We start from the raw sequence: 23,465 nt of genomic DNA on the forward strand, positions 1-23,465 counted from the left end.
TATGTTAAAATTTTTATATTTTTATATTATATTTTTATACCACTACTTCCCAATGGAAAGGAGATTTATAACAATATCACTCTAAATACAGGTGAAGGCATGGTATTCCTGTCTGAAATACATCTCAAAAATTTCAAATCCTTCAAAGATACTAAATTAAAAATACCTCCTGGATTTACTGCTATAGTAGGTCCAAATGGTTCAGGAAAATCTAATATCGTAGATGGAATATCCTTTGTACTAGGAAAAACTTCTGCAAGATCCCTAAGGGCTGGACGATTTAACGACTTAATAACCTACCACAGGGGGAAAAGGGCAGAATACGCCGAAGTAATACTGTTATTTGACAACAGAGATAGGAAGATACCAATAGATTCAGATAAAGTAGGTATTTCCAGAAAGGTGAAGTTGAAAGGAGAGAGTAACTACTACCTTATCTGGTATGAGGAGAATATAAAAGATGGTGAAAAAAAGTTTATTGAGAGAAGGAGAAAGATTAAAAAATCTGAAGTTATGGATATATTCAGTAAGTTGTCCCTTTCTGTAGAAGGGTTGAACGTTATACTCCAGGGAGATGTTACGAAAATAGTGGAGATGTCTCCAAAAGAGAGGAGGAAGCTCTTAGATGAGATAAGTGGAATCTCAGAGTATGATGAAAAAAAGGAGAAGGCTCAGAGGGAGTTGGAAAGGGCTAGAGGGTATATAGATAGGATAGATATAAGGATAAAGGAGGTAAAAAGTAATCTTGATAAACTTAAAAGGGAAAAGGAAGATGCTGAAAGATACATAAAACTAAGTGAAGAGTTGAAAACTGCTAAATATGCCCTAGTATCTAAAAGAGTAGAAAAGTTAAGGGAAAAAGTGAAGAATATAGGGGAGAAGATAGAGGAACTAAAGAGATCCAGGGAGAAGTACCTTGAGGAGTTGGAGGGGATGGAAGGTAAAATATCTAACTTGAGGAATAAGTTAGATAACATAATTGAGGAGTTGAAGAAGAAGGAAAACGAGGAAGTCTTGGAATTACATAAAGTTATAAGAGAGCTTGAGTTAACCCTTGAGAGTGATAGGAAGAACCTCGACAATATACTGAATGAATTAAAGAATGCTAAATTACAGTTGAAAAGTAAAAGAGAAGAGTTGGATAATACTAGAAAAAAGGTTGAAGTGTTGAAGGAGGAGATACTGGAGAAAGAGAAAGAATTGAGACTTATAGAGGAGAAGATAGGACTTCTGAAGAGTGAGAGGGACTCCTTAAAATCTAAGATAGAGAAATGGGAAACTCGTATAAATATACTTAAAGGGATGGAAGGTAAACTTACTGAAAGGTTTAATACCTATCAAAAGGAACTTCACAGGTTAAGAGCAGAATTAAGTAAAATCCTGGGAGACATAGATAGAAAATCCTTCCAAATATCTCAGAATTCAGAGAAGATAGAAAAACTTAGGAAAGAGTTAGAGGAGCTGGAAAAGGAAGAGTTAGATACTAAATCTATATACAGGGAGTTGGAGGATGTATCTGTAGAGTTAGAACTGTTGAAGAGAAAGATTAAGAAACTCGAGGAGGAGAAGAAAAAACTTCAGAGGAGGAAAGAAGAGTTATACAGTGAATATGCTAAGGAGAATGGAAGAATTAAGGCATTAAAGGAGATGGGGAATTACAACATAGACAACACAGTTAGAAAGATATTAGAGGCTAACCTTCCTGGAATTGTAGATATAGTGGGGAACTTGGGAAAAACGGAGGAAAAGTATAAGGTAGCGGTGGAGGTTGCAGGAGGTAGTAGGTTGAAATATATCGTAGTTAGGAGTATGGAAGATGGGGTCAGAGCTATAGAATACCTTAAGAGGAATAAGTTAGGAAGAGCTACATTCCTACCTATGGATAGGGTGAAAGGTAGAGAACCAGAACCTATCTTAGAAAAAGGTGTAGTAGGAAGAGCTATTGATCTAGTGGAGTTTCAGGAAGAGTATCGAGGGATATTCAACTACGTATTTGGTAACACCTACATTGTAAAGGACCTAAGAACTGCCAAGGAACTTTCAAAAAAATACAGGGCCAGGTTTGTATCTCTCGAGGGGGATGTTATAGAACCTTCAGGTGCTATGATAGGAGGAAGTAGTGTTATACCTTCTGCCAGTATAAAGGTTGAGATAAACACTGAAAAACTTGAAAGAATTAAAGAGGAATTGAAGGAGATAGAAGAGAGGTTAAATGGTAGAGAAGGGTTGATAGCTCAGATAGAGAGGTTAAATGAAAGGATAAATTACCACTACAGTAAAAAGATAGAATTGGAGAGTAAATTGAAGTTTATAAGTGAGAGGGAGAGGAGAAAGACAGAAACTGTAAGGGAGTGCAACAGGAAAATAGAGGAACTTCAAACTATCAATAGAAAACTTCAGGGAGAGTTGGAGGAATTGGAAAGGTTAAAAGAGGAGTTAGAGGGAAAGATAGAAGATCTGGAGAAAAAGATAGATGACATCATTAATAAAAGGGAAGATATACTAAAGGAGTTGAAATCCTATGAGGATTCTACAGTTATAAGGAGAATCAGGGAGTTAGAGGATGAGATGGAAAAACTAGAGAGGAGAAAAGATATCTTAGAAAACGATATAAATAAAAATAAAACATTGATAGAAGAGATCCTTATTCCAAAGATAGGTGAAATTAAGGAAAAAATAGAGGAGTTAAATAAAAAGATAGATATATTAGAGAAAAACGTTGAATTCTACAAGAACAGTATTGAAAAAGGTAGTAAAACCTTTAGAGAGAAAAGAGAGAGATACCAAAGATTATGTGAGAATCTAAAAGAACTTACAGAGAAAAAGGAAAAATACGAAAATGAAATAAAAACACTCTACAGTAGTAAAAGGACACTCCTAGGAAGAGTTGATGATATAGACAGGGAGATAAATACACTGTCCTTAGAAAAGGTTAAATGGGAGACTAAGTTGGAAGAGGAGGAAAAGAAACTCTTCGAAGATATAGGAGATTTATACGAGGCAATAGATAAATTAGAGGGAATGGAAATTGAGAAATTGGAGAGATATATTCAAGAAGTTGAGAGAGCCATCAAAAAACTTGAACCTGTAAATATGAAGGCTATTGAAGATTACAGGTACATAGAAGAACGTTATAAGGAACTACTCACTAAGAGGAAAGAATACGAAAAGGACGAAGAAAAATACCTCCAAATGATCCAGGAAGTTGAAAGGAGGAAAAAAGAGGTATTTATGGAAGTGTTTAGGAAAGTATCTAAAAACTACGAGGAGATTTATAAAAGTATTGGAGGTAGGGGGAGGTTGAGATTGGAGAACCCAGAGGATCCATTTGAAGGAGGACTCTTAATAGATGCATCTCCACAGAACAAGCGACTTCAAAGTTTAGATATGATGAGTGGTGGGGAGAAATCCTTAACTGCACTGGCGTTTTTATTTGCTATTCAAAGGTTATTCCCAGCTCCCTTCTATGTTTTAGACGAGATAGATGCTACATTGGATGCTAAAAATGCAAGTTTAATAGGGGATATGATAAAGAATGCCTCAAGGGAATCCCAGTTTATAGTAATATCTCACAGGGAACAGATGATAAGTAAGGCAGATACTCTTTATGGTGTATATATGGAAAATGGGATAAGTAAGGTAATTGGGATTAGATTGGATATAGAAGGAGAGTATAAAGATGATTTAACAGGTTTACCACCAAATAAATAAATCCTATTTCCAATCAAACACATGAAATCTTAAACTTATACTTAAAAAATTTTACTTTTAATTCTTCTTCTTGAGGAGTTTCTTATTTTTATAAGTTTTAATAATGTTCATTACTGTATAAATATCATTTGATAAAAACCAGAATCTTATCGTATAACAATTGATACTTAAAGATAATATGGATCTCTCTAGTACAGTGAATATAAAATACAGAGGAAAAAAGATTACTGAAAACCAGATAAGAATACTAGAGTTGCTCCTAAAGACAAAATCCCAGAACAAAGTTGCAAAGATACTCAATATACCTACTTCTTCAGTGAATATCCAGATAAAGAGACTTGAAAAGAAGTTAGGAATAAAAATCGTCGAATCTTCAACTTCTGGAACTGTCGTTACTGAGGAGGGGCAACAGATCGTTAATTACTATCAGAAAATAAAGAGAAGAATAACAAAATCTTCCTTTATAGCTTGTGGGTTTATATGTGGTGAAGTGGGCAGAATACTGTTCGACGATATAATAATATCTTCCTTTGACAATATCCTGAAACTTTACAGGATGGAGATGGTAAAGATCCTCGGTATAGATGATCCCTACTGGAGTTATAGGTTGGGAGACCCCATACCTGCAGTATACGACTACATAGTAATGGTATATAGAAATAGATTTGATATAAAGAACTTAGTAGGCATAAGATACTCCCCCCAGAGGATCCTATGGAATGTGTTGAAAAGTAGAGGTATATCCTTTAGGATAAAGAAGGTTGTTAAAGATCCTCTCCAAGCTATAGAGTTAGTTAAGAAGGGATACAGTTTATTTTTAAATGAATCCCTTCTAAGATATGTAGATAAAGATCTAAATATTGAGAAACCCCCTTTCTACAGAGATACAAAACATACTTTAAATTTCATAGCACCTGAAGATGGAGAAAGAGTTGTAAAAACTATCAGAAAAAAGAAAAGGGAAATAGAGAGTAGAGGTTTTGAAGTTGTAGAATAGTTCATTCAGGGATTTTACCACCAGGTGCCATTACCGTCAATTTAACATATTTAACTCCCTTTTGAGATGCTAATTTATCTGTAAGTTCCTTTATCTTATTTGCATCTCCCCTTACAAGAATTACCTCCATACAGTGATCATGATCTAAGTGCATATGAAGGGTTGCTATAATTAGATCTGTATAGGTATGTTGGATAGTTGTCAGTTTTTTCATCAATTCAGGAGAATTGTGATTGTATATAATAGATATATTTCCTATTCTTTCCCCTTCTAGACTACGTATCCACTTGTGTTTAATAATGTAATCCCTTATAGCATCTCTTATAGCTTCACTTCTACATGCATAACCCCTTTCAGATATTACCTTATCGAACTCTTCCAGTAGTTTTGTAGGTAGAGATACACTTATTCTATCCATTTCAACCATGTTATTACCCTTTCAAAATAAGTGATATCGGTATTATTACATTTTTATGTATATTTAATAGTTTAATAAATAGTTTATATATTTTTTCTATCTTTTTTAGAGAGATTTTAATTTTATATTTAATTTTATATTTACATAAAGTTATAAATATAACAATTAATTACTTTCATTTATTTAATTATAATAATAAAATATAATAAAAATAAAATAGAATCGCGCTTCTTCACTTATTCATAACTGAAATAACTGAAATACAAGATAATTGGGGGGATCATGTTATCCATTGAGAATCTATCTGTAAAGGTGGAAGATAAGATTGTACTTAAAGATATTAACTTAAATATAAACATTGGAGAAGTCCATGTACTCTTTGGTCCAAATGGAGCGGGAAAATCTACACTGATAAATACCATCATAGGAAATCCAAAGTACAAAGTAGTAGAGGGAAGTATATACTTCAAAGGTAGGGATATAACTGATATGCCTATATACGAGAGGGCGAAACTTGGTATAGGATTAGCCTATCAAAACCCACCTGGGGTACCTGGAGTAAAGTTGAGAGATCTTTTAAAAATAATCTCTAAGGTGAAGTGGGAAGAGATAGAAAGAATGGCAGAGATATTGAACTTTAAGGATTTCTTAGATAGAGATACCAATGTTGGTTTTTCAGGAGGGGAAGTTAAGAGATCTGAAATATTACAAATATTTGCCCAGAATCCAGATTTTATAATGTTCGATGAGCCTGACAGTGGAGTGGATGTAGAGAAGATCAAACTCTTAGGAAGAGTTATAAATCACCTTCTTGACAAGGACAAAAAACCTGCAGATAGGAAGAAATCTGGTTTAATAATTACTCATATGGGGCATATACTGGAGTTTATAAATGTAGATAGGGCCCATGTGCTCTACAACGGGATAATAGCCTGCTCAGGAGGTCCAGAGGAGATGCTCAACACCATAATAAAGTACGGATACGAGAGGTGTATAGTATGCTATCAAAAGAGAAATTAGAAAAGATAAGGAGAACTGCGGAGAAGTACAGAAATGTCCCGGCACCCCATGGAGAAGATATAGATCTTAGTGAGTATAAAATAGAAGAGAGTAAGATAGAGATAAACTCCTTAGAGGATCTCAGTGGGGAAGAGAGGGCTAAGTTGGAGAACATAGGTATTGACACCAAAGAGAAAGATGTCTCAGGTTCCTACCTACAGATAAACAACGACGTTGTCTATACAAGGGCTAAGTCTAAGGTGGAGGTTATACCTATATCAGAGGCTCTGAAAAAATACGATCTAGATGATTACTTCTGGAACATAGTAGAGATAAAGGATAAATATACAGCGAGGGTTGCACTGGAGAGAACGGGGGGGTTCTTCATAAGAGTGCCTAAGGGAGTTAAAGAGACTATGCCTCTCCAGACGTGTCTACTGATTGGTAAGGAAAACACATCACAGAATGTCCATAACATAGTGGTAGTTGAGGAAGGTGCAGAGTTGAATATTATTACAGGCTGTGCAACTTCCCCCCATGTAAAATCTGGATTGCATGTAGCAGTATCTGAGTTCTATATAAAAAAGAACGGAAAGTTAACATACACCATGATACATGACTGGGGAGAGAGCGTCCATGTAAGATCTAGGACTGGAGTATATATCGAAGATAACGGAGTGTTTATAAATAACTACATTATAATTACTCCTGTAAAATCTATACAGAGCTATCCAACTGTGTACTGTACTGGGGAAAACTCAAAAGCTACAATTCAGACTGTAGTTTATGGGAAGAAAGAATCAAAGATAGATCTCGGTTCTAAGGTGATACTTTCTGGAAAAGACAGTAGAGCAGATATTGTCTCTAGATCTATAGCAGATGATGACTCAGAGGTTATAGCCAGGGGCAGGTTAGTTGGTGAAGGAGAAGGAATAAAGGGACATCTTGAGTGTAAGGGGTTGATAATATCAGATAATGCTCGTCTATACGCAGTCCCCGAGTTAGATGCAAAGAGGTCCAATATAGATCTTTCCCATGAAGCGGCAGTTGGAAAGATTGCTGAGGAACAGTTGATATATCTCATGTCCAGAGGACTTACAGAGGATGAAGCAGTATCTCTTATTATCAAAGGTTTCTTAAGTATGGACTTTTCTGGACTTCCTCCAACACTTGCTAAGGCTGTGGGGAGAATAATGGATATGACACTCGAGGGGTTGTAAATAGTAGTTAATATTTTCAGAGGTTTTCTATATGGGTATAAACATTGGTGTAGTTGTCCATGGACCGAGGATAGTAGATAGTGGCTATGCAGAAAGGATCCTTGATATACTTAGGGAGTTTTCAGAGATCTACGATGTAGATATTGAGGTAACTGCCAAGGTTGGAGGGAATATGGGAAGGGTTGCAGTTATCGATAGGGGACTGGAGGATGTTATCGATATATCGGAGAGGCTTTATCCATCCCAATGTTTAAGGAGATTAAAAGACAGAGACATACTACTTTTACTAAACTACGGTAAATCTAAGGAGACAGGACATACCTTTGGGAGGATGGTGGTAAAGAGGGCAGAGATAGATAAACCTGTGATACAGATAGAGAGGCCCGGAGAAAAAGACGGGAGTATCTTAGTATGGAACAGGGAATATTGTAGTGAAGATATCAAGAAGATCTTAGCTACTTTAGTATCTTATATATCTGAGAGATTAGGTTTAGAAGTTGAGAAGTGTGTAGAGGGTAGATTATCTGTATGGGAGAAAGGAAACAAGGTTTTTAGGAGGATAGACACAGTTGATCCTGGGGAAGATATATTGGTAAATGGGATTGTAGTAGGAAGAGTTCTAAAGAGTCCCGTTGTGTTAATATCAGAGATGGGTAAGATAGTTGAGATCATAAATGGAGAGATAAAAAAAGATGGGGTAGAAAGGTTAAGATACGTAGATCTGAAAAATGCTATTGTAAAAACAGGAGTTTTAAGGAAAGGTTCTTTTAGGGACATTGATAGAAAGAAATTTACATCAGATAATCTTCTGGGAGATATATTAATTGTTGATAGAGGAGATATTGATATCTTAGGAGAGTTGAAGAACAAGAATATTTCCACTGTAATTGCCATAGGTAGTGATACTACGTTGATCTTAGGTAGTATCCTTAGTAGATTCAGCGTTAAAGTGGTAGGAATAGTTGATAAAGATATATACAGGCATAAGTTAGTGGAGGATATGAGACTAACTGAAGGTTCAAAGATCTTTCTAGTGAAAAACTGGAGGTGTTCCAAAGTTGGAAAACTGTTGATGGAACACTTAAAAGGTAGGAAGTTAAATTATGATTGTATTTTAAAATATGTAATTGATCTACTGAAGAAATATAAGGTTGATTATGAGATTCTAAATTTTTGATATAAAGGAAATATAGCAATTCTTTTTTTAATTAATAATTTTTATAATTATTACATTGATGAAATTGAGTTGTAATAATTAATTATTATTTAAATTTTATTAAATTTTTATATCCTTTTTTAAATAGTACCTTATAGGCACAAATATACCTAAGAATATGATCAACATAACGAGGGCTGCTCCCCAGGCCATCTTATGATCTTCAGGGGATGGGCTTTGAATCAAGTTGTAGATTAAAAGAGGAAGTGCTCCAATTGGTTCAAATAGGCTAGTGGGATAGGATTCGTAAAGACCTCCAGCAGTATATAGCAAAGGAGCTGTCTCTCCAGCAATCTTAGCCATACCTATAAGTATTCCAGTTAATATTCCCTTTTTAGCCATTCTTGTAATAACTTTAAAAATAACCTGCATCCTTGTACATCCTAAGGCATATCCACCTTCTTTGTATATCTTAGGGATCTCTGCCATAGCTTCTTCTGTATAGACTGCCACGTAAGGTATGAGGATTATTGCCAATGCCAAGGCTCCAGCTAAGGCAGAGTAGGTTCCCATGGGAAATACAACAACTCCTGCTATAAAGGTACCTACAAGGATAGTTGGAAATTCTAACATTATCTGAAGTAGAACCTTTGTAGCTTTACCAACAAAACTCTCTGGGAACTCATAGGCATAAGTTCCAGCAAGAAATGCCAGGGGTACTCCAATTATAGTTGCCATAAATGTTAAGATAAGAGTACCTACAATAGCTGGTCCAATACCACCATTACTAAAGGTTTCAGTTATAAAGGAGAAACCCCTTTCTGCAATTACTGGGCCACCTCTTAAAAACATAGATATGATTATATGGAAGAGAGGCAGTATAGCCAATAGTGTTAGAGCCCCAATAGTAAATAAAAACACCTTCTCCTTTAATATTCTTAACTTTTTATATTCAGTGTGAAACATGGGATCTCCACCTCTTGAGATAGTATAGCCCTATTATATTTACTACAAGTCCTATAAGGAACAGTACCAATCCTCCTGCATACAGTGTAGGAGTCATGTATTGGTATATAGATGCATTTCCAAACTGATTTGCTATCAGAGAAGAGATAGTATATCCCGGAGCAAATAACTTGTAGGTTAAATTGAAAGAGTTACCTATAACTAAGGATACTGCAACTGTTTCACCAAGAGCCCTACCAAATGCCAAGATAAATCCTGAAAGAATGGCAGGTTTGATATAACCTATTAAAACTTTTGTGGCCTCGTATCTCGTGGCTCCTAATGCGTAGAGTCCTTCTTTGTACACTGTCGGTATCATAGCATAAGCTTCTCTGATAATAGCAGTGGCAAAGGGTATAACCATAATCCCCAGAAGGATACCTGCAGATAGGTAACAATATCCTGTTATTGGTGGATAACTGAAAAGAGGTATAAAGGAGAAATTTTCGTATAAAAACTTCATAATATAATCCCTAAGTAATGGAATAAGTATAAGTGCTCCCCATATACCGTATATGATAGTAGGTAGTCCCGCCATTATATCTGATATTACTATCAAAGGATACTTTAACTTTTGAGGAGCGTAATCATTTACATAGATAGCATAGGCTATAGAGATAGGAACTGCAAATATTACAGCAATTATTGAAGTGTATATACTTCCCCATATAGGAGCTGCCAGTCCATATACCTCTTTACTGGCCTCTTCAGCTGCTATCCATACATTTTTTATAAAGAGATCTATACCGTATCTCTCAATAGCTGGATATGAAGATACAAAGTAAAATACCAACATTGAGGCAAATAACAGAAACACTACTATAATTGCAGGTGTTGTTATTAACTTAAACCCATCGAAGTTTTTTAAAATCTTATTCATAACTATCAACCTTCTTATTAATTTTATTGATTAAAAAAAAAGATTTATTAATGTATAAAATATTAAAAATAAAAAAGAAAAGTATTTATTCTTTTATCATATCTACAGCTTTCAATCCAATCTCTGCAACATCCTTTGGTAATCCTACATATCCTGGAGCGAGGTACTCTGGTTTTTGTCCCTCAGTTAATACCCACCTTAGGAAATCCTTAATAGCTTTTGCTTCTTCTGGAGTGTAGTGTTTGTGGTCTTTATTCTCCCATACTAGGAAGTGTGTAAATGCCACTATTGGATAGGCGTTTTCACTAGGAGCGTCTAACAACTGTTTCGTATTCTCCTTGTATCCTTCCGTAGGATCTGGTATGTAGGCTTTAACACCTGCAACAGCTGCTTTGATTGTTTCTGGGGTAGGTTTGATAAACTTGCCCATTCTGTTTTCTATAGCGGCTGTTGGAAGATTGTTCTCGATTGTATATGACAATTCTGTATATGCTATACTGTACTTAGTATTTTTTAATATATTGATTACACCGGGGTTACCTTTTCCTGCGACCCCTCTACCCATCTTATCAACTGGCCAGTTTACAGATTTCCCACTTCCCACTTCATTAGCCCACTCTTTACTTATCATACTCAAGAATGTTGTAAATATATCTGTGGTACCACTACTATCACTTCTGTGTATAACTATTATCTTCTTATGTGGTAGTTTATCTGCGATATCTGGGTTTAACTTTTTTATCCTCTCATCGTCCCAGTATTCGATCTTTCCTAAGAATATATCTGCCAGTACATCTCTGCTTAACTTTAAGGTATGGTCTCCAATTTCTGGGATGTTATAGGTTATTACTACAGCTCCTACGATTTCTGGGAACTGTAATGGCTGATCACCAGTTTCTAAGAATTTCTTCCACATATCCTCTTTTACCGGTGGATCGGATCTTCCAATCTGTGTAAGACCCTTTAAAAAGGCCTCTTGCCCGTGTCCACTACCTCCTCCTTCATATTCAATCTTTACATTTGGATTTATCTTTTGATACTCTGCTATCCATTTCTCTATCTGATATTTTGGAAATGTTGCTCCAGTGGTTCTAATTGTAATAGGGGTTTTAGGAGTAGTGGTAGTTGTAGTCTCTTGAGGTTGGGTATTTTTCTCAGTGCTCATACACCCACTTAGGGAGACTATTGGGATAATGAGAAGAACCCCTAAAAGTAAAACAACCCCTTTTTTCAACATATCACCCAAATCTTTTCTGATTTTTGATATTTTGACATATAAATTTAGATCATATAATAGTATATAAAGTTTTCTATATAGAACAAATAATTCGCAAAATATGAACTAAAAAAATAAAAAATAAAATTTTATTAATGTTTACCTATATAAGCTACTATCAGGAAAATTATAAAATAAAATTATAAAATATAGAATATGAGGGATAACATGATCACTACATTGAAAACAGTAATATTGATGGCTCTATTAACAGGATTACTTTATGGAGCATGTTTACTATTTAATATTCATCCTTTACTTGCAATAATAATTGCACTGATACCTAACTTTATTGCCTACTTTTTCAGTGATAAGATAGTACTTATGAGTTATGGGGCAAAAATTGTAGATGAGAAGGAGGCTCCAGCTCTCCATAGAATTGTAGAAAAGGTAGCAAGAAAGGCAGGTATTCCTAAACCAAAGGTTGCTATAATAAATACTATGACACCAAACGCCTTTGCAACTGGAAGGGATCCAAAACATGCTGTAGTGGCAGTTACCACAGGAATTATGGATTTACTCGACCCGAAGGAATTAGAAGGAGTAATAGCCCATGAAATAAGCCATATAAAAAATAGGGACATCCTTCTAAGTTCCATAGTAGCTGTACTCGCAGGGGCTATTGTATATCTTGCACATATAGCCCAGTGGGGACTGTTCTTTGGATTCAGTAGAGATGAAGATGAGAGTAATCCCTTAGAGCTTATTGGTTCTATACTCTTTATAATATTGGCACCAATCGCTGCAACTCTTATACAGTTTGCCATCTCTAGACAGATGGAGTTCCGTGCAGATGAGGGAGGGGCTAGATATTCCCATCCACTCTATCTGGCAAATGCATTAATTAAACTTGAAAAGGGAGTAAGTATGTATCCACTAGAAGGAGGGAACCCAGCAACAGAACATCTTTTTATAGTAAATCCCTTTAGAGAAGAAAGTATATTGAGACTATTTTCCACACACCCACCAACAGAGGAAAGGGTAAAGAGGCTCCTTGAAATGGCAAGAAATCCAAAATATCTACGGTAACAGATGAAGACCTTCATTGAGATGCAGGGTATCCTAATAATATAGGTGCGCATTAAACAGTATGTACCGTAGATTAACAGGAAGTTACAATATTTGATATACTGTTAGAATAACGTTTATTTCCGAAAAATTTATATATATCCTCTTTTAAACTTAAAAACATAAAGTATATGAGGTGATGAGATGTCAGAACTTCCAGTTGCACCAGTGGCAAGGATATTGAAAAGGGCCGGTGCAGAGAGAGTTAGTGAAAAGGCTGCAAAGTTATTAGTTGAGGCCCTAGAAGATATCGCAATGGAGATTGCTAAAGGAGCCACAGAGCTGGCAAAACATGCCAACAGGAAGACTGTTAAAGCTGAAGATGTAAAAATGGCTTTGAAAATGGTAATAAACAAGTGTAAATAACCTTTTTAACATTTTTTATTTTTTTGATATATTTTTTAGCACTTAAATTATAACCCCCTGTCGGAGAAGGCTCTTCCAATCCTCAGTACTTAGATAGATACTTATAAAATACTCCCTAATTTTTTACCCATTGCTATTATTCCAAGAATAGGTGGTAAACCTGGAGATTCTGGAAATACCGAGGCATCACAGACATAGAGATCCTCTATCTCAGTTTTGAAGTTTTTATCTACCACTTTACCCATGGCGCAGGTACCTCCAGGATGAGATCCCCTAAGTATAGTTTTGTATACTTTTTCAACACCCATAGCTTGGAGTATATCTGAAGCTTTTTTTATACCCTTTGAAAGTAGTTTCTCATCTCTCTTAGTTACACCTTTATATACTCTATCTCCTTTTACATATCCTTTTCCTTCATCCCTTATCTTCACCATTATACCGTAAATATCTTTGGTATTTACATCTTTTTTCTCTCTTTTTATACTACGGTAGAGAAGTACAGAGTAATGAGGTGACAGTAGAAACCCACTGTATATTTTATAGAGAGCCATGGGTATAGATCTGTCTAAGTTGCAATTCTTCAATATCCCACCAACTGTAATGAAAGTATCTACAAATAAGTTTTTTCCTAAATGTTCGTTATCTAATATACTGGATAGTATCCTCGGAGAGTTGATACCTCCACCACATACTATAACCTTCTCTCCCTGGAATACCATTCTTTTTCCAGTTAATAGATGGTACCCTTCAACTGTAAAGATACCTCCTTTTTTATTCAGTGAAAAGACATAAAAGTTAAAGAGTATCTTGCTGTAGGGATTTGAAGTTCTTAAAAATCTTAGAGGAGTCCATTTAAAGGGACATGGTTTCCTTGCACACATTCCACAAGAGGTACATTTCTCAAAATCTATAAACTTTGGAGTTCTTTTAAATCCGTAGTCAAATAAGAGCCTACTTCCTTCGTTAATATAGTTATCTGGCACTTCTCTTACATTTAACTCCCTTTCAATCTCCTCGTATATTTCACTGTCTTTTATACCAACCTTTCTTAGATCTATTCTAATGGCGTTTCCAACTGCACCCAGTCCTGAACCACCAAGGGAAGTTATATATAACACATGGATTTCTCCCTTAATAATGTTGTACTTCATCCTATTATCTCCCATTTCTAACAACAATATTCTTTTATTAGGGTATTTCCTATTTAACTCCTTAAATAGAGTACTACCTCCTACTCCAGATCCTATTATAATAAAATGGTACACAGTTATCCCTTATATCAGTTCTATCGGTATCAATAACATAAATATTTTTAGCATCACACTGTAATAGTAGTCGTATTTATATATTACATTGCATTTGAGGAGAGGAAAACAACATTGATAAAAATTCTAGTTCCTATTAAAAACAATAAAAAATAATATATTAATAAAAATAATAATAATAAGATAAAAAATAAAAAAACCTATCATCACTAAATATAAAACCTCAAAAAATTTCAGGTATAACTGTAGATATCAACAAATAGGATTTTTCAGTTTTTATCTCGGTGTCCAGAAATATATTCCTGGAAATGTTCCTGGTTTACTTGAAAAAGTTAAATTCTTAATTGACAGAATATTCTTTTTAATTTTATTATTTTTTATAATTAGGGATGATATTTTTTTAGTTGTTGTTCAGTATTAATTAACTGTTATCTCAAATTGAAAACATCTATTTCTATTTTGTTCCTATCTATAAGAGCAGTTGCACAACATACTGGATGCTCAAACTCCCTATACTCTAGAATATATTTGCAGATATCTCTTGGCGTCTCTCCAACTACAGCCATTCTCTGATTCTCTGAGATACTACAGGCTCCATATGTACCAAGATAATATCCTGTTCCATCCCTTAGAGATACTTTACACACTCGTATATCTCTATCTGAGACATATCCCAAGTATCCTTCTTCCCTATTATATAAAACTCCTCCTATCCGGGGGGTTTTATACTTATCCTTCTCGTAATCCATGGTAGCAAGGGAGTATATAAGGGCATCCCTTACTGGAAATCCCATCTCTATTTTATCTCCTATAATATCGGTATGGGAGCCATTAGTTGCAACTATACAGTTCCCTACAACCTTTAAGGCGTTATACATAATATAGGGGTTTTTGAAGATATCTTCTATGTTCTCAGGTATTATGGTAACTGTATTATCCCTCAATACAGCCTTCCTATTTGGAAAACTTCTACTGGATACCCTGTAAGAAATAAATGCCTTTCCATTCTCTGTTCTCCCTATGACTAAAAACCTACCTATGTAAATAGTATCACCTCAGATACTTAGTGAGGTCTTCAACTTCTGCCTCTTTAAATGCCCTTTTTCTTCTGATACAACTCTCACAGGTTCCACAGTGTAGGAAATCCTCTCCGTTGTCATGGTAACAGGAGTAACTGTACTTTAAAACTTCCACCCCAAGTTTCTCCTCAAGTTTCCTACCGTATTTTACAATCTCACTTTTATCTAAGTTGTAGAGAGGTGCTACCAGTTTAATATCTCTTATAGTACCGTACTTCAAGAGACTGTTAAATCTATCTACAAACTCTAAGGTGTTGTCTGGAAATGTGATACCCTCTTCTTTGTTTAACCCTGTATATACTTTACCTCCTCCAAGAGATTCTGCAAAACTGGAAGCTATTGAGAACATAACTATATTACGCCCAGGTACCCATACAGCCCTCATAGTTTCCTTAGTTTTTTCCAGGTCGTCTAGATCATCTTCCTTTAATTTTGGAACAGTTTTATTTCTATCTGTCAAGGCACTTCCTCCAAACTCCTTTAGGAATGGAAGTTTAACGATCTTATGTTTTGCACCTAATATCTCTGATATTTTTTTTGCAGAGTTTATCTCCCTAAGTGCAGCTCTCTGTCCATAGTCGAAGGTTAAGGTATATATATCATCGTCGTCTTCTGATTTCGCTACCAAGGTAGCCACTGTAGAGTCTAAACCTCCACTTAAGACACATACTTTTACCATGAAATATCCCTCATAAGATTTTGCTCCCCTTTGAGATATTTATTCATAATTTTAATATAATTATTATCATTTTTAATTTTTTATAACACTAGGTAATCAATTAATTCCTCAAAGAATGTATAGGAGAAGGTACTCTACCACCCCTCTTTATAAACTCTTCAGCGGAGTACTCATTTACAGCCATTATAGGTGCCTTACCTAACAATCCACCGTAATCTACGTAATCCCCAACGTCTTTATTTGGTACAGGTATTATTCTAACTGCAGTAGTTTTCATGTTAATTACTCCAATTGCAATCTCATCTGCTATTATGGCAGATATGGTAGAAGCGGGAGTCTTCCCAGGTATAGCTATCATATCCAGCCCTACTGAACATACAGATGTCATTGCCTCTAACTTCTCCAAAGTTAGAGCCCCTTCTTCTACAGCCCTTATCATTCCTGCATCTTCACTTACTGGAATAAATGAACCACTTAAACCCCCGACATAACTTGCCGCCATAACACCTCCTCTTTTAACTGCATCATTTAAGATTGCAAGTGCTGCAGTTGTCCCATGAGCTCCACATCTCTCTAAACCCATAGCCTCTAGTATGTTTGCTACACTGTCTCCCTTTGTAGGTGTCGGAGCAAGAGAGAGATCCACGATTCCAAAGGAAACATTTAACTCCTTTGACACCTCCCTACCTATAAGTTCTCCAACCCTCGTGATTTTAAAGGCAGTTTTTTTAATCTCGTTATATAAGGTACCTATATCCTCTCCTTTCAATTTCTCGACGACTGCCCTTACAACACCAGGTCCTGACACTCCCACGTTTATTACCACATCTCCCTCTCCTACACCATGGAAGGCTCCTGCCATAAAGGGGTTGTCTTCAGGTGCATTTGCAAATACCACTAACTTGGCACATCCGATAGCGTTCTCTGTCATCTCTGCAGTTTCCTTGATTATCTCCCCCATCCTCTTTATGGCAGTCATGTTTATTCCAGTTTTAGTACTTGCCACATTCACCGAAGAACATACCCTCTTAGTTCTACTCATCATATGGGGGATGGAGTCTATAATTACCTTTTCCTCCCAGGTTATACCTTTATGGACAAGTGCAGAGTATCCACCAATAAAATCTACCTCTATATCCTTGGCAGCCCTGTCTAAGGTTTCTCCTACTTTTACACACTCCTTAATAGCTTCCTTCTCATCCAGTCCCTTTATAGAACCTCCTACTATTATACTGATAGGTGTAACTGCAACCCTCTTTGTAACTATTGGAATGCCGTACTTCTTAGATACCTTCTCAGATACCTCTACAAGATTCTTAGCTTTTGATACTATCTTCTCGTATATGTTCTCTCTCAGTTTATCTATATCCTCGGAGACACAGTCCTTTAGATTTATACCCATTGTAACTGCCCTGATATCTAGATTCTCGTACTCTATCATTCTAACAGTTTCAAGTATCTCCTCTGGAACGTACATTCTCTCCCCCGAAATTCTCTTATTTAAACTCCCTGAATATAAGAGATGGTGTTACAGATTCCTGTCCTCCATACTTGGAGTTCTTCCTATCACAGTAGCCAACATTTACAGGGGAAGTTGTCTTTGAGAATATCAACTGCCCTATCCTCTGTCCCTTATAGAGTATAACAGGTTTATCGTAAGCTACTATCTCTAAGGTTATCCTCCCCCTGAATCCAGCATCTATCCAGCCAGCAGTTTGATGAGACTGTAGAAATACTCTACCAAAGGAACTTCGCCCCTGATATTGGGCACATATGTTATTGGAGAGTCTTATGTATTCCATAGTAGTACCGAGTATTCCCCTGTTCATCACCACATCTACGTTATATTTCTCTTTATAGTACTCTATTTTATCTTCATCTAACCTGTAGCATAGAGGACATACCATTATAGCTCTTTTTATCTTAAATTTTTCATGATCCAGTTCCCTTTTTAGATCGTATACTTCATCCTTATATACGATAAACTCATCTCCAAGAGTAACGTCGTAGGAACAAGGCCCAAGAAAATCTGGATTAAAAGGATCTATAGATATTTCCCCTAACTCTATATAGTGGAGAATATCTCTATCACTTAATATCATAACCTTCACCAATATAAAGAGAATAATACTTCTCTATTTATAATAGTTATTTATAAAAATCCACTCAAAAACACTAAGAAATGGCTAAAACAGAAAGAAGTTATTATCCACTTTTTAATAAATTCAGCTTATCTGGAAATTTTTTATTTTTTTATTACCCTTAGTCTTATTATTTTACATTATTATTTTTGATGGAAATTAAGGTGAATCTCTCCTAACAACAACCTTTTTCTTCTCCGATGGAATAACTCTTATCTTAGCATCGGGATAATCTCTATAGAGAGTTTTCCCTTCAAACAATCTATCCAAAAATACAGCGAGGGCAGCAATCTCTGAATGGGGTTGATTACCTATGGAGATGTTGTAATCTGCTAACTCATAGGTTTCCTTTGGTACTTTCTCCCCTCCAATTACCACCAATATATCTTTCCCCTCTCTAAGAATTTCCCTTATACTATCTATTTTCTCATTTATACTCTCGCCGTACATAGTTAGATGTACTACAACTCCCCTCTTTTTAAAATCCTTCATATACCATTTCCAAGATTCAACAACTTCAAATTTGAAGTTACCCCCCCCAGTTCTCCACAACCTTATTTATACTTTCTCTTACATGTTCATCTTCACAGGTAAATAGAATCTTATCTGCCCCTAATGCCCTGGCAGTTAATGCCACATGAGTAGATACCCTCTTATCCCTCTCCCCCCTATGCCCCAACCTCAATACCTCTACAACCATAAAACACACCTTATAAAAAAGTATAAAAAAGTAAGATATTAAAGATTGTCCAGTTGTTCTATAGTCTCAGGATCTATTAAAATCAATATATTACAATTTATAGGATATTTTTCCAATATGGTGATTTTGTTATCAAAGATCAAGGCTATATCTATCTTCTCTGCCATTTCCACAACTAACGATTCAACAACTGAGAATCCACTATCTTTAACAAATTCAGGTGTTGTTATGTTTATCTCACTGTTGAGGGCATTTGCAAAAACATTTAAAAAAGATGCTACAACTATATTGGCCACTTCTCCCATTAAAGAAACTTCCATTTCTTTATAATCTGGTAACTCAGACCTATTTACTAAACTGTCCCATAGTATATCAATAAGTAGCATTTTCTCTAGCTTTACAGCATCTTCTTCAGGTAGTAACATCAGAGATTTGCCTGTAAGAACCCCTTCAAAGTCAATACGAACAACTTTGTATATTCTATCGTCAAACTGCTCAGCTAGAAACTCCAAGGGGGTGAACCTTACACCTAAAAATTGGACATCTGTTGTTTCCCCTGTTAATTCAGTGAAGGATTTAGCAATATTCTCTGATGCTTCCCTACCAATATTTATAAGCCTTCTCATGGATTCTAAAATACCCATACTATCCCCCAATAACGAAAGAAATTATATCTTCTGGAACAGTGTGTTTAATGAATCTGGAGGCATTATTATTAAAACTTCAAAACCAGAACCTATTCCCTGGGAAAACAGTTCAGACTTAAAGGTTAAGATTATATCGTTATCACCAGTATTGTTATCTTTGAATATTTTCTCCATTATCTCTCTCTCTGGACCTTTGATGAAAGATGGAGGTGACATATTTAGTGAAGTATTCATAAAATTAGCCAAGGTATCCACATAGGCAGATATTATTAAATTACATGCTTCATTTATAGCAGAGATTTTCATATCATCAAGTATGTTGTCTTCACTACCATCATCCATTCCCATCTCTACTAACATGGATTTTGAAAGTTTTAGAGCAGACTCTTCGGAGAATATTAAAACTCCTACTCCTTTAATCTCACCACTAAATTTTATACCTGTGAATATCTTCTCTTCATCCTTTAACTCTTTTTTAATTTCAAAAGGTGTAATAAGCATGACATTTACTACACCTATTTCAACAGGGTTACCAGTTAGATTTGATATAAAATCGGCAGCTTTTTTAGCAGCACATTTACCAACTTCTTCAATCTTACTTAATCCCGATAAATAAAAGTTTTTAACAAAATTAAATCTACTGTTTCTGTCTGAATTACTACTACCCATTATTTCTTCGTTGATTATACTTTCCATTATAATTTCCCAAGATTTTGGTGAGATATACAAATTACCCCGTTTCATATAAAACCCTATTGAAATTTTTTTGTAATTATATTAATAAAAAGTTAATAAAAATAAAGATATAAAAGTATCGTTCTTAATCTGGGAATAATTTGTTAAGTTGTTCTAAAATTTTTGGTGCCTGAAATGGTTTTACAATATATCCATCTGCTCCAGCTTCTATGGCCTCAATCATCTTTTTTTCCTGATCCACAGAAGTACACATAACTATCTTTATGTCTGGAAATTCTTTTTTTATTCTTCTTGTGGCTTCTATACCATCAAGTTCTGGCATCACAATATCCATAGTTATTAGATCAGGTTTTAGCTCTCTAGCTTTCTCAATAGCCTCCTTACCATTAGATGCTTCACCTACTACGACGTATTTATTTGTGGAGGATAGGATCTTCTTAAGAATATTTCTCATAAAGGCTGAGTCGTCTACTACCAATGTACGTACAATTTTTACCATCTTTTCACCAACTGTTATTGTTCTATAAAACAAATTGTTATAATCATAAGAAGAATTTATAATATATATTTTTTAGGAGATTTAGAAGTTAGATATAATGTAGTTGGTAATTGCTCTACCTTTTTCTGTTAATTCAGTCTCTTTTCTTATCCTTACCAATTTAAGATATCCCTTATCGATTAACCTATCCAGTATTCGTTCCACTTCATCAACATCTAATCCCATTACATTCGGTAATTCAAGGGAAGAAATTCCTGTATACAGTGCTGTTAGTATTTCCTGTTCTTCAGGTTCTAACTGTTCCACTTCACTCTTTATCCTGTCTCCACTCCAAGTTTCAGAAGCCAACTGGGATATCAACTCATCTTCTGTTTTAGGGAGTAAGTTTTTAACAAGTTTTCCATACTTTGTTAAGGTAGCAATATATCTAAGAACAAACAACCTCTCCCTCTCAGGGATGTAGATGTATGAAGTTACAGTTTCACCATCTTTCATCTGTTTTATCTCCAATACAGTTAATTCTTCGTTTTCTACAGTTTTCTGCTCAAGTGAGATAGACTCTAAATTACTAAATAAGTTGTATACTTTTGGTTTTCTTCCCGAGGTCACTGCAACTGCTAAAATTAATTCGTTAACTACTTTTAATCCCTTCTTTACAGGCCTCTGAGCAAATACCAATATACCATCTTCCCACTTTGCCGAGGGGTCTACGGAACCTCCCTTGATAACTCCGTACTGTACTTTAACCTCTTTTTTATTTAACAGGAGGTAGAATACCTTCTTTAAAAAAGAGTTTATAAGTGTCTTCCCATACAGTGAGGTTTCAGGTGCAAACCCTATAATATCTTTGTCACTATCTGGTAACTGTATAGTTATAGAAGAGTAATACTTTATATCATCTAAGGTACTTTTTGCAATTTCTATTGCCCTTCTAGGTAACTCTGCACCTACATCTACTATATACTTCAATTCAGCTTCAATAGATTTATTTTCAAATTCGAATAAAATTCTATCGGTATATAATGTTATTTTAACTTTGCTCCACTTAGTAAATGGATCTCTTAAAGTGTAATGATTTATTATAATACCTTTACCTTCAAATTTTGCAACTTCTTTAGAAGTAGTTTTCGCCATGAAAACCACACTCAAAAAATTTTATATTTTTTTAAATAATTCTTTTTTATAATTATCTTTATTATATTAGTTATCGAAATACCAATATAAACTTTTAGATTATATTTAAATTTTCCTATTTTTGGTGGTATTATGAATCCTTGGGATATAATGAAAAGTTCTCAGATAGCATGTTCCCTAGAAGTTAGTAGTTTCAAACCTGGAAATGTCCATAGATACAGGGATTTCTCAGATATAAAGTATCATCACTTTCTCACTTCAGGCATAGCCTTTGGTGATGTGATATATAAAGCTGCTCGAGATAATGGAAATGTTGGTAGATATATAAAAATGGCAGTTATTCAGTCGAGGAAATGGTCTCCCTCCAATGCAAACTTGGGTATAATTATGCTACATGTGCCCATAGCAATGGGAGCTGGAAATATAGATAACTTTGACAGTGGTAGATTAAAGGAAGAAATGATACATTTATCGAAGAATACAACTGTGGAAGATAGTCTAAATGTTTATGATGCCATAAATATAGCCATGCCAAATTTAAATCCTCCAAAGAGGGGTCCAGATGTCAGAAGTGAAGACGCTAAACAGAGGTTAATTGAGGAGAATCTTACACTTTATGAAGTGTTTAAGATATCTTCTGAGTGGGACAACATATCTAAGGAGTGGTGTGAAGGGTTTAAAATTTCATTTGAAGGTTATGAGCTGTTGAAATACTACTATAAGGAGGAGAGAGATATAAATTGGGCAGTGACTAAGACATACATCCATCTCCTGTCTAAATATCCTGACACCCTGATTGCAAAGAAGAATAACTTAGAGATTTCGAAAAAAGTATCCATATTTGCAAAAAAGATAAAGGAAAATGGGTTCAAAAAAGAAGACATTGAAAAATTTGATACTTTCCTCTCTAAGAATGGAAATAGGTTAAATCCAGGTACTACTGCAGATATAGTTGCAGCGTCTTTAATGATATTTCTGTTGGAGAGAATAGACAGGGGGGACACAATACTTTGGTAAATATGTAATATTTTTATATTTAGATACATAAATATTTATTATAATAAAAAAATATCTTTTACTTCCTTTTTACCTCGGCCCCATAAGCCCCCGTACCTTTAAGTGTCCAGGTACTCCAGTATATCCCTCGGGCGATTAGTACTAGCGGACTTAACACCTCGGGGGAAAACCCCTCGGTGCTTACATCCCTAGCCTATCAACCCCCTCTTCTAGGGATGCCCTCGTCCCCGAAGGGAATGGCTGCCTATTTTCGGGGTGGGTTTCGGGCTTAGATGCTTTCAGCCCTTAACCCTTGGCGCGTGGCTGCTCGGCATGCCCTGTCGGACAGCCGATAGACTAGAGGCGCCGGTGGTTCGTTCCTCTCGTACTAGAACCACCTTCCCCTCAGGCAGCCAACACCTCCAGCAGATAGCAACCAACCTGTCTCACGACGGTTTAAACCCAGCTCATGATCCCCTTTAATGGGCGAACAGCCCCACCCTTGGGTCCTGCTGCAGACCCAGGATGGGAAA

At 35.5% G+C, this 23,465-nt stretch carries 21 protein-coding genes, 1 rRNA gene and 1 pseudogene; 8 read left to right on the forward strand and 15 right to left on the reverse strand.

What is annotated here, in order from left to right; translation table 11 throughout:
- Positions 1-99: 99 nt before the first annotated feature.
- Together smc and MHHB_RS05895 are read left to right on the forward strand one after the other, a co-directional pair.
- Entirely contained in the window at positions 100-3,711 is a 3,612-nt protein-coding gene (smc, locus tag MHHB_RS05890) for a chromosome segregation protein SMC (RefSeq protein WP_131007731.1), read from the forward strand.
- Between the two features lie 178 nt (positions 3,712-3,889).
- Positions 3,890-4,708, forward strand: a complete 819-nt coding sequence (locus MHHB_RS05895; RefSeq protein ID WP_131007732.1) for a helix-turn-helix domain-containing protein — start codon at positions 3,890-3,892, stop codon at positions 4,706-4,708.
- Position 4,709: 1 nt separating this feature from the next.
- On the opposite strand, the gene nikR is transcribed toward MHHB_RS05895, so the two are convergent.
- Entirely contained in the window at positions 4,710-5,135 is a 426-nt protein-coding gene (gene nikR / locus MHHB_RS05900) for a nickel-responsive transcriptional regulator NikR (RefSeq protein ID WP_131007733.1), read from the reverse strand.
- Positions 5,136-5,408: 273 nt separating this feature from the next.
- Here nikR and MHHB_RS05905 point away from each other — a divergent pair, with 273 nt between their 5' ends.
- Genes MHHB_RS05905 through MHHB_RS05915 form a run of 3 tightly spaced genes read left to right on the forward strand, consistent with a single transcriptional unit; the run spans position 5,409 to position 8,522 of the window.
- The gene (locus MHHB_RS05905) at positions 5,409-6,146 is read left to right on the forward strand and encodes an ABC transporter ATP-binding protein (protein ID WP_131007734.1); all 738 of its coding nucleotides are present in this window, start codon (positions 5,409-5,411) and stop codon (positions 6,144-6,146) included.
- Complete coding sequence (locus tag MHHB_RS05910; protein WP_131007735.1) at positions 6,125-7,345, forward strand: SufB/SufD family protein; 1,221 nt, start codon at positions 6,125-6,127, stop codon at positions 7,343-7,345. Before MHHB_RS05905 ends, MHHB_RS05910 begins: the two co-directional genes overlap by 22 nt.
- 31 nt (positions 7,346-7,376) lie before the next feature.
- Positions 7,377-8,522 (forward strand): DUF2117 domain-containing protein, encoded by a 1,146-nt coding sequence (locus MHHB_RS05915; RefSeq protein ID WP_326830423.1) that lies wholly within the window; start codon positions 7,377-7,379, stop codon positions 8,520-8,522.
- 99 nt (positions 8,523-8,621) lie between these two features.
- On the opposite strand, the gene pstA is transcribed toward MHHB_RS05915, so the two are convergent.
- The 3 genes from pstA to pstS form a co-directional block, all read right to left on the reverse strand.
- Positions 8,622-9,467, reverse strand: a complete 846-nt coding sequence (pstA, locus tag MHHB_RS05920; RefSeq protein WP_131007736.1) for a phosphate ABC transporter permease PstA — start codon at positions 9,465-9,467, stop codon at positions 8,622-8,624.
- A complete protein-coding gene (pstC, locus tag MHHB_RS05925; protein WP_192893834.1) occupies positions 9,454-10,386 on the reverse strand; it encodes a phosphate ABC transporter permease subunit PstC in 933 nt (310 codons plus the stop codon). The genes pstA and pstC overlap by 14 nt, the downstream gene beginning before the upstream one ends.
- An 85-nt stretch (positions 10,387-10,471) precedes the next feature.
- Complete coding sequence (gene pstS, locus MHHB_RS05930) at positions 10,472-11,623, reverse strand: phosphate ABC transporter substrate-binding protein PstS (RefSeq protein WP_394342774.1); 1,152 nt, start codon at positions 11,621-11,623, stop codon at positions 10,472-10,474.
- Positions 11,624-11,830: 207 nt separating this feature from the next.
- Here pstS and MHHB_RS05935 point away from each other — a divergent pair, with 207 nt between their 5' ends.
- Together MHHB_RS05935 and MHHB_RS05940 are read left to right on the forward strand one after the other, a co-directional pair.
- Complete coding sequence (locus MHHB_RS05935) at positions 11,831-12,691, forward strand: zinc metalloprotease HtpX (protein ID WP_131007738.1); 861 nt, start codon at positions 11,831-11,833, stop codon at positions 12,689-12,691.
- 183 nt (positions 12,692-12,874) lie between these two features.
- On the forward strand, positions 12,875-13,096 hold the full coding sequence (locus tag MHHB_RS05940; protein WP_131007739.1) for a histone family protein: 222 nt from the start codon (positions 12,875-12,877) through the stop codon (positions 13,094-13,096).
- A gap of 101 nt (positions 13,097-13,197) precedes the next feature.
- Here the strand turns inward: MHHB_RS05940 and MHHB_RS05945 are convergent, their stop codons facing one another.
- The 10 genes and pseudogenes from MHHB_RS05945 to MHHB_RS05990 all read right to left on the reverse strand — a co-directional run bounded on the left by MHHB_RS05945 (position 13,198) and on the right by MHHB_RS05990 (position 21,936).
- The gene (locus tag MHHB_RS05945) at positions 13,198-14,361 is read right to left on the reverse strand and encodes a GMC oxidoreductase (RefSeq protein ID WP_131007740.1); all 1,164 of its coding nucleotides are present in this window, start codon (positions 14,359-14,361) and stop codon (positions 13,198-13,200) included.
- A gap of 428 nt (positions 14,362-14,789) precedes the next feature.
- Positions 14,790-15,407, reverse strand: a complete 618-nt coding sequence (locus MHHB_RS05950; protein ID WP_131007741.1) for an IMP cyclohydrolase — start codon at positions 15,405-15,407, stop codon at positions 14,790-14,792.
- 4 nt (positions 15,408-15,411) lie between these two features.
- Positions 15,412-16,119, reverse strand: coding sequence for a 7-cyano-7-deazaguanine synthase QueC (gene queC, locus MHHB_RS05955; RefSeq protein WP_131007742.1), 708 nt, complete (start codon positions 16,117-16,119; stop codon positions 15,412-15,414).
- Between the two features lie 100 nt (positions 16,120-16,219).
- Positions 16,220-17,596, reverse strand: a complete 1,377-nt coding sequence (locus tag MHHB_RS05960; RefSeq protein WP_131007743.1) for a PFL family protein — start codon at positions 17,594-17,596, stop codon at positions 16,220-16,222.
- Positions 17,597-17,615: 19 nt separating this feature from the next.
- The gene (dcd, locus tag MHHB_RS05965) at positions 17,616-18,221 is read right to left on the reverse strand and encodes a dCTP deaminase (RefSeq protein WP_131007744.1); all 606 of its coding nucleotides are present in this window, start codon (positions 18,219-18,221) and stop codon (positions 17,616-17,618) included.
- A 198-nt stretch (positions 18,222-18,419) separates the two neighbouring features.
- Positions 18,420-18,960, reverse strand: a pseudogene (locus tag MHHB_RS05970) (tRNA (cytidine(56)-2'-O)-methyltransferase).
- Between the two features lie 38 nt (positions 18,961-18,998).
- Positions 18,999-19,604 (reverse strand): chemotaxis protein CheC, encoded by a 606-nt coding sequence (locus MHHB_RS05975; RefSeq protein ID WP_131007745.1) that lies wholly within the window; start codon positions 19,602-19,604, stop codon positions 18,999-19,001.
- A 24-nt stretch (positions 19,605-19,628) separates the two neighbouring features.
- Entirely contained in the window at positions 19,629-20,303 is a 675-nt protein-coding gene (locus tag MHHB_RS05980; protein ID WP_229701935.1) for a chemotaxis protein CheC, read from the reverse strand.
- Positions 20,304-20,427: 124 nt separating this feature from the next.
- Positions 20,428-20,802, reverse strand: coding sequence for a response regulator (locus MHHB_RS05985; RefSeq protein ID WP_131007747.1), 375 nt, complete (start codon positions 20,800-20,802; stop codon positions 20,428-20,430).
- An 81-nt stretch (positions 20,803-20,883) separates the two neighbouring features.
- Entirely contained in the window at positions 20,884-21,936 is a 1,053-nt protein-coding gene (locus MHHB_RS05990) for a CheF family chemotaxis protein (protein ID WP_131007748.1), read from the reverse strand.
- Between the two features lie 132 nt (positions 21,937-22,068).
- On the opposite strand from MHHB_RS05990, the gene MHHB_RS05995 reads away from it, so the two are divergent.
- Positions 22,069-22,953: a triphosphoribosyl-dephospho-CoA synthase gene (locus tag MHHB_RS05995; protein WP_131007749.1), complete on the forward strand. Its 885-nt coding sequence runs from the start codon at positions 22,069-22,071 to the stop codon at positions 22,951-22,953.
- A 115-nt stretch (positions 22,954-23,068) separates the two neighbouring features.
- Here the strand turns inward: MHHB_RS05995 and MHHB_RS06500 are convergent.
- Positions 23,069-23,465, reverse strand: a 23S ribosomal RNA gene (locus MHHB_RS06500); the annotation flags it as partial.

This window comes from Methanofervidicoccus abyssi, assembly GCF_004310395.1.
Lineage (GTDB): Archaea > AGJL01 > Methanococci > Methanococcales > Methanococcaceae > Methanofervidicoccus > Methanofervidicoccus abyssi.

Excerpts from the sequence above, each read along its gene's own strand:
- smc (WP_131007731.1), top strand. The coding sequence starts at position 100 with ATGGTATTCCTGTCTGAAATACATCTCAAAAATTTCAAATCCTTCAAA.
- MHHB_RS05895 (WP_131007732.1), top strand. The coding sequence starts at position 3,890 with ATGGATCTCTCTAGTACAGTGAATATAAAATACAGAGGAAAAAAGATT.
- nikR (WP_131007733.1), bottom strand. The coding sequence starts at position 5,135 with ATGGTTGAAATGGATAGAATAAGTGTATCTCTACCTACAAAACTACTG.
- MHHB_RS05905 (WP_131007734.1), top strand. The coding sequence starts at position 5,409 with ATGTTATCCATTGAGAATCTATCTGTAAAGGTGGAAGATAAGATTGTA.
- MHHB_RS05910 (WP_131007735.1), top strand. The coding sequence starts at position 6,125 with ATGCTATCAAAAGAGAAATTAGAAAAGATAAGGAGAACTGCGGAGAAG.
- MHHB_RS05915 (WP_326830423.1), top strand. The coding sequence starts at position 7,377 with ATGGGTATAAACATTGGTGTAGTTGTCCATGGACCGAGGATAGTAGAT.
- pstA (WP_131007736.1), bottom strand. The coding sequence starts at position 9,467 with ATGTTTCACACTGAATATAAAAAGTTAAGAATATTAAAGGAGAAGGTG.
- pstC (WP_192893834.1), bottom strand. The coding sequence starts at position 10,386 with ATGAATAAGATTTTAAAAAACTTCGATGGGTTTAAGTTAATAACAACA.
- pstS (WP_394342774.1), bottom strand. The coding sequence starts at position 11,623 with ATGTTGAAAAAAGGGGTTGTTTTACTTTTAGGGGTTCTTCTCATTATC.
- MHHB_RS05935 (WP_131007738.1), top strand. The coding sequence starts at position 11,831 with ATGATCACTACATTGAAAACAGTAATATTGATGGCTCTATTAACAGGA.
- MHHB_RS05940 (WP_131007739.1), top strand. The coding sequence starts at position 12,875 with ATGTCAGAACTTCCAGTTGCACCAGTGGCAAGGATATTGAAAAGGGCC.
- queC (WP_131007742.1), bottom strand. The coding sequence starts at position 16,119 with ATGGTAAAAGTATGTGTCTTAAGTGGAGGTTTAGACTCTACAGTGGCT.
- MHHB_RS05960 (WP_131007743.1), bottom strand. The coding sequence starts at position 17,596 with ATGTACGTTCCAGAGGAGATACTTGAAACTGTTAGAATGATAGAGTAC.
- dcd (WP_131007744.1), bottom strand. The coding sequence starts at position 18,221 with ATGATATTAAGTGATAGAGATATTCTCCACTATATAGAGTTAGGGGAA.
- MHHB_RS05975 (WP_131007745.1), bottom strand. The coding sequence starts at position 19,604 with ATGGGTATTTTAGAATCCATGAGAAGGCTTATAAATATTGGTAGGGAA.
- MHHB_RS05980 (WP_229701935.1), bottom strand. The coding sequence starts at position 20,303 with ATGGAAAGTATAATCAACGAAGAAATAATGGGTAGTAGTAATTCAGAC.
- MHHB_RS05985 (WP_131007747.1), bottom strand. The coding sequence starts at position 20,802 with ATGGTAAAAATTGTACGTACATTGGTAGTAGACGACTCAGCCTTTATG.
- MHHB_RS05990 (WP_131007748.1), bottom strand. The coding sequence starts at position 21,936 with ATGGCGAAAACTACTTCTAAAGAAGTTGCAAAATTTGAAGGTAAAGGT.
- MHHB_RS05995 (WP_131007749.1), top strand. The coding sequence starts at position 22,069 with ATGAATCCTTGGGATATAATGAAAAGTTCTCAGATAGCATGTTCCCTA.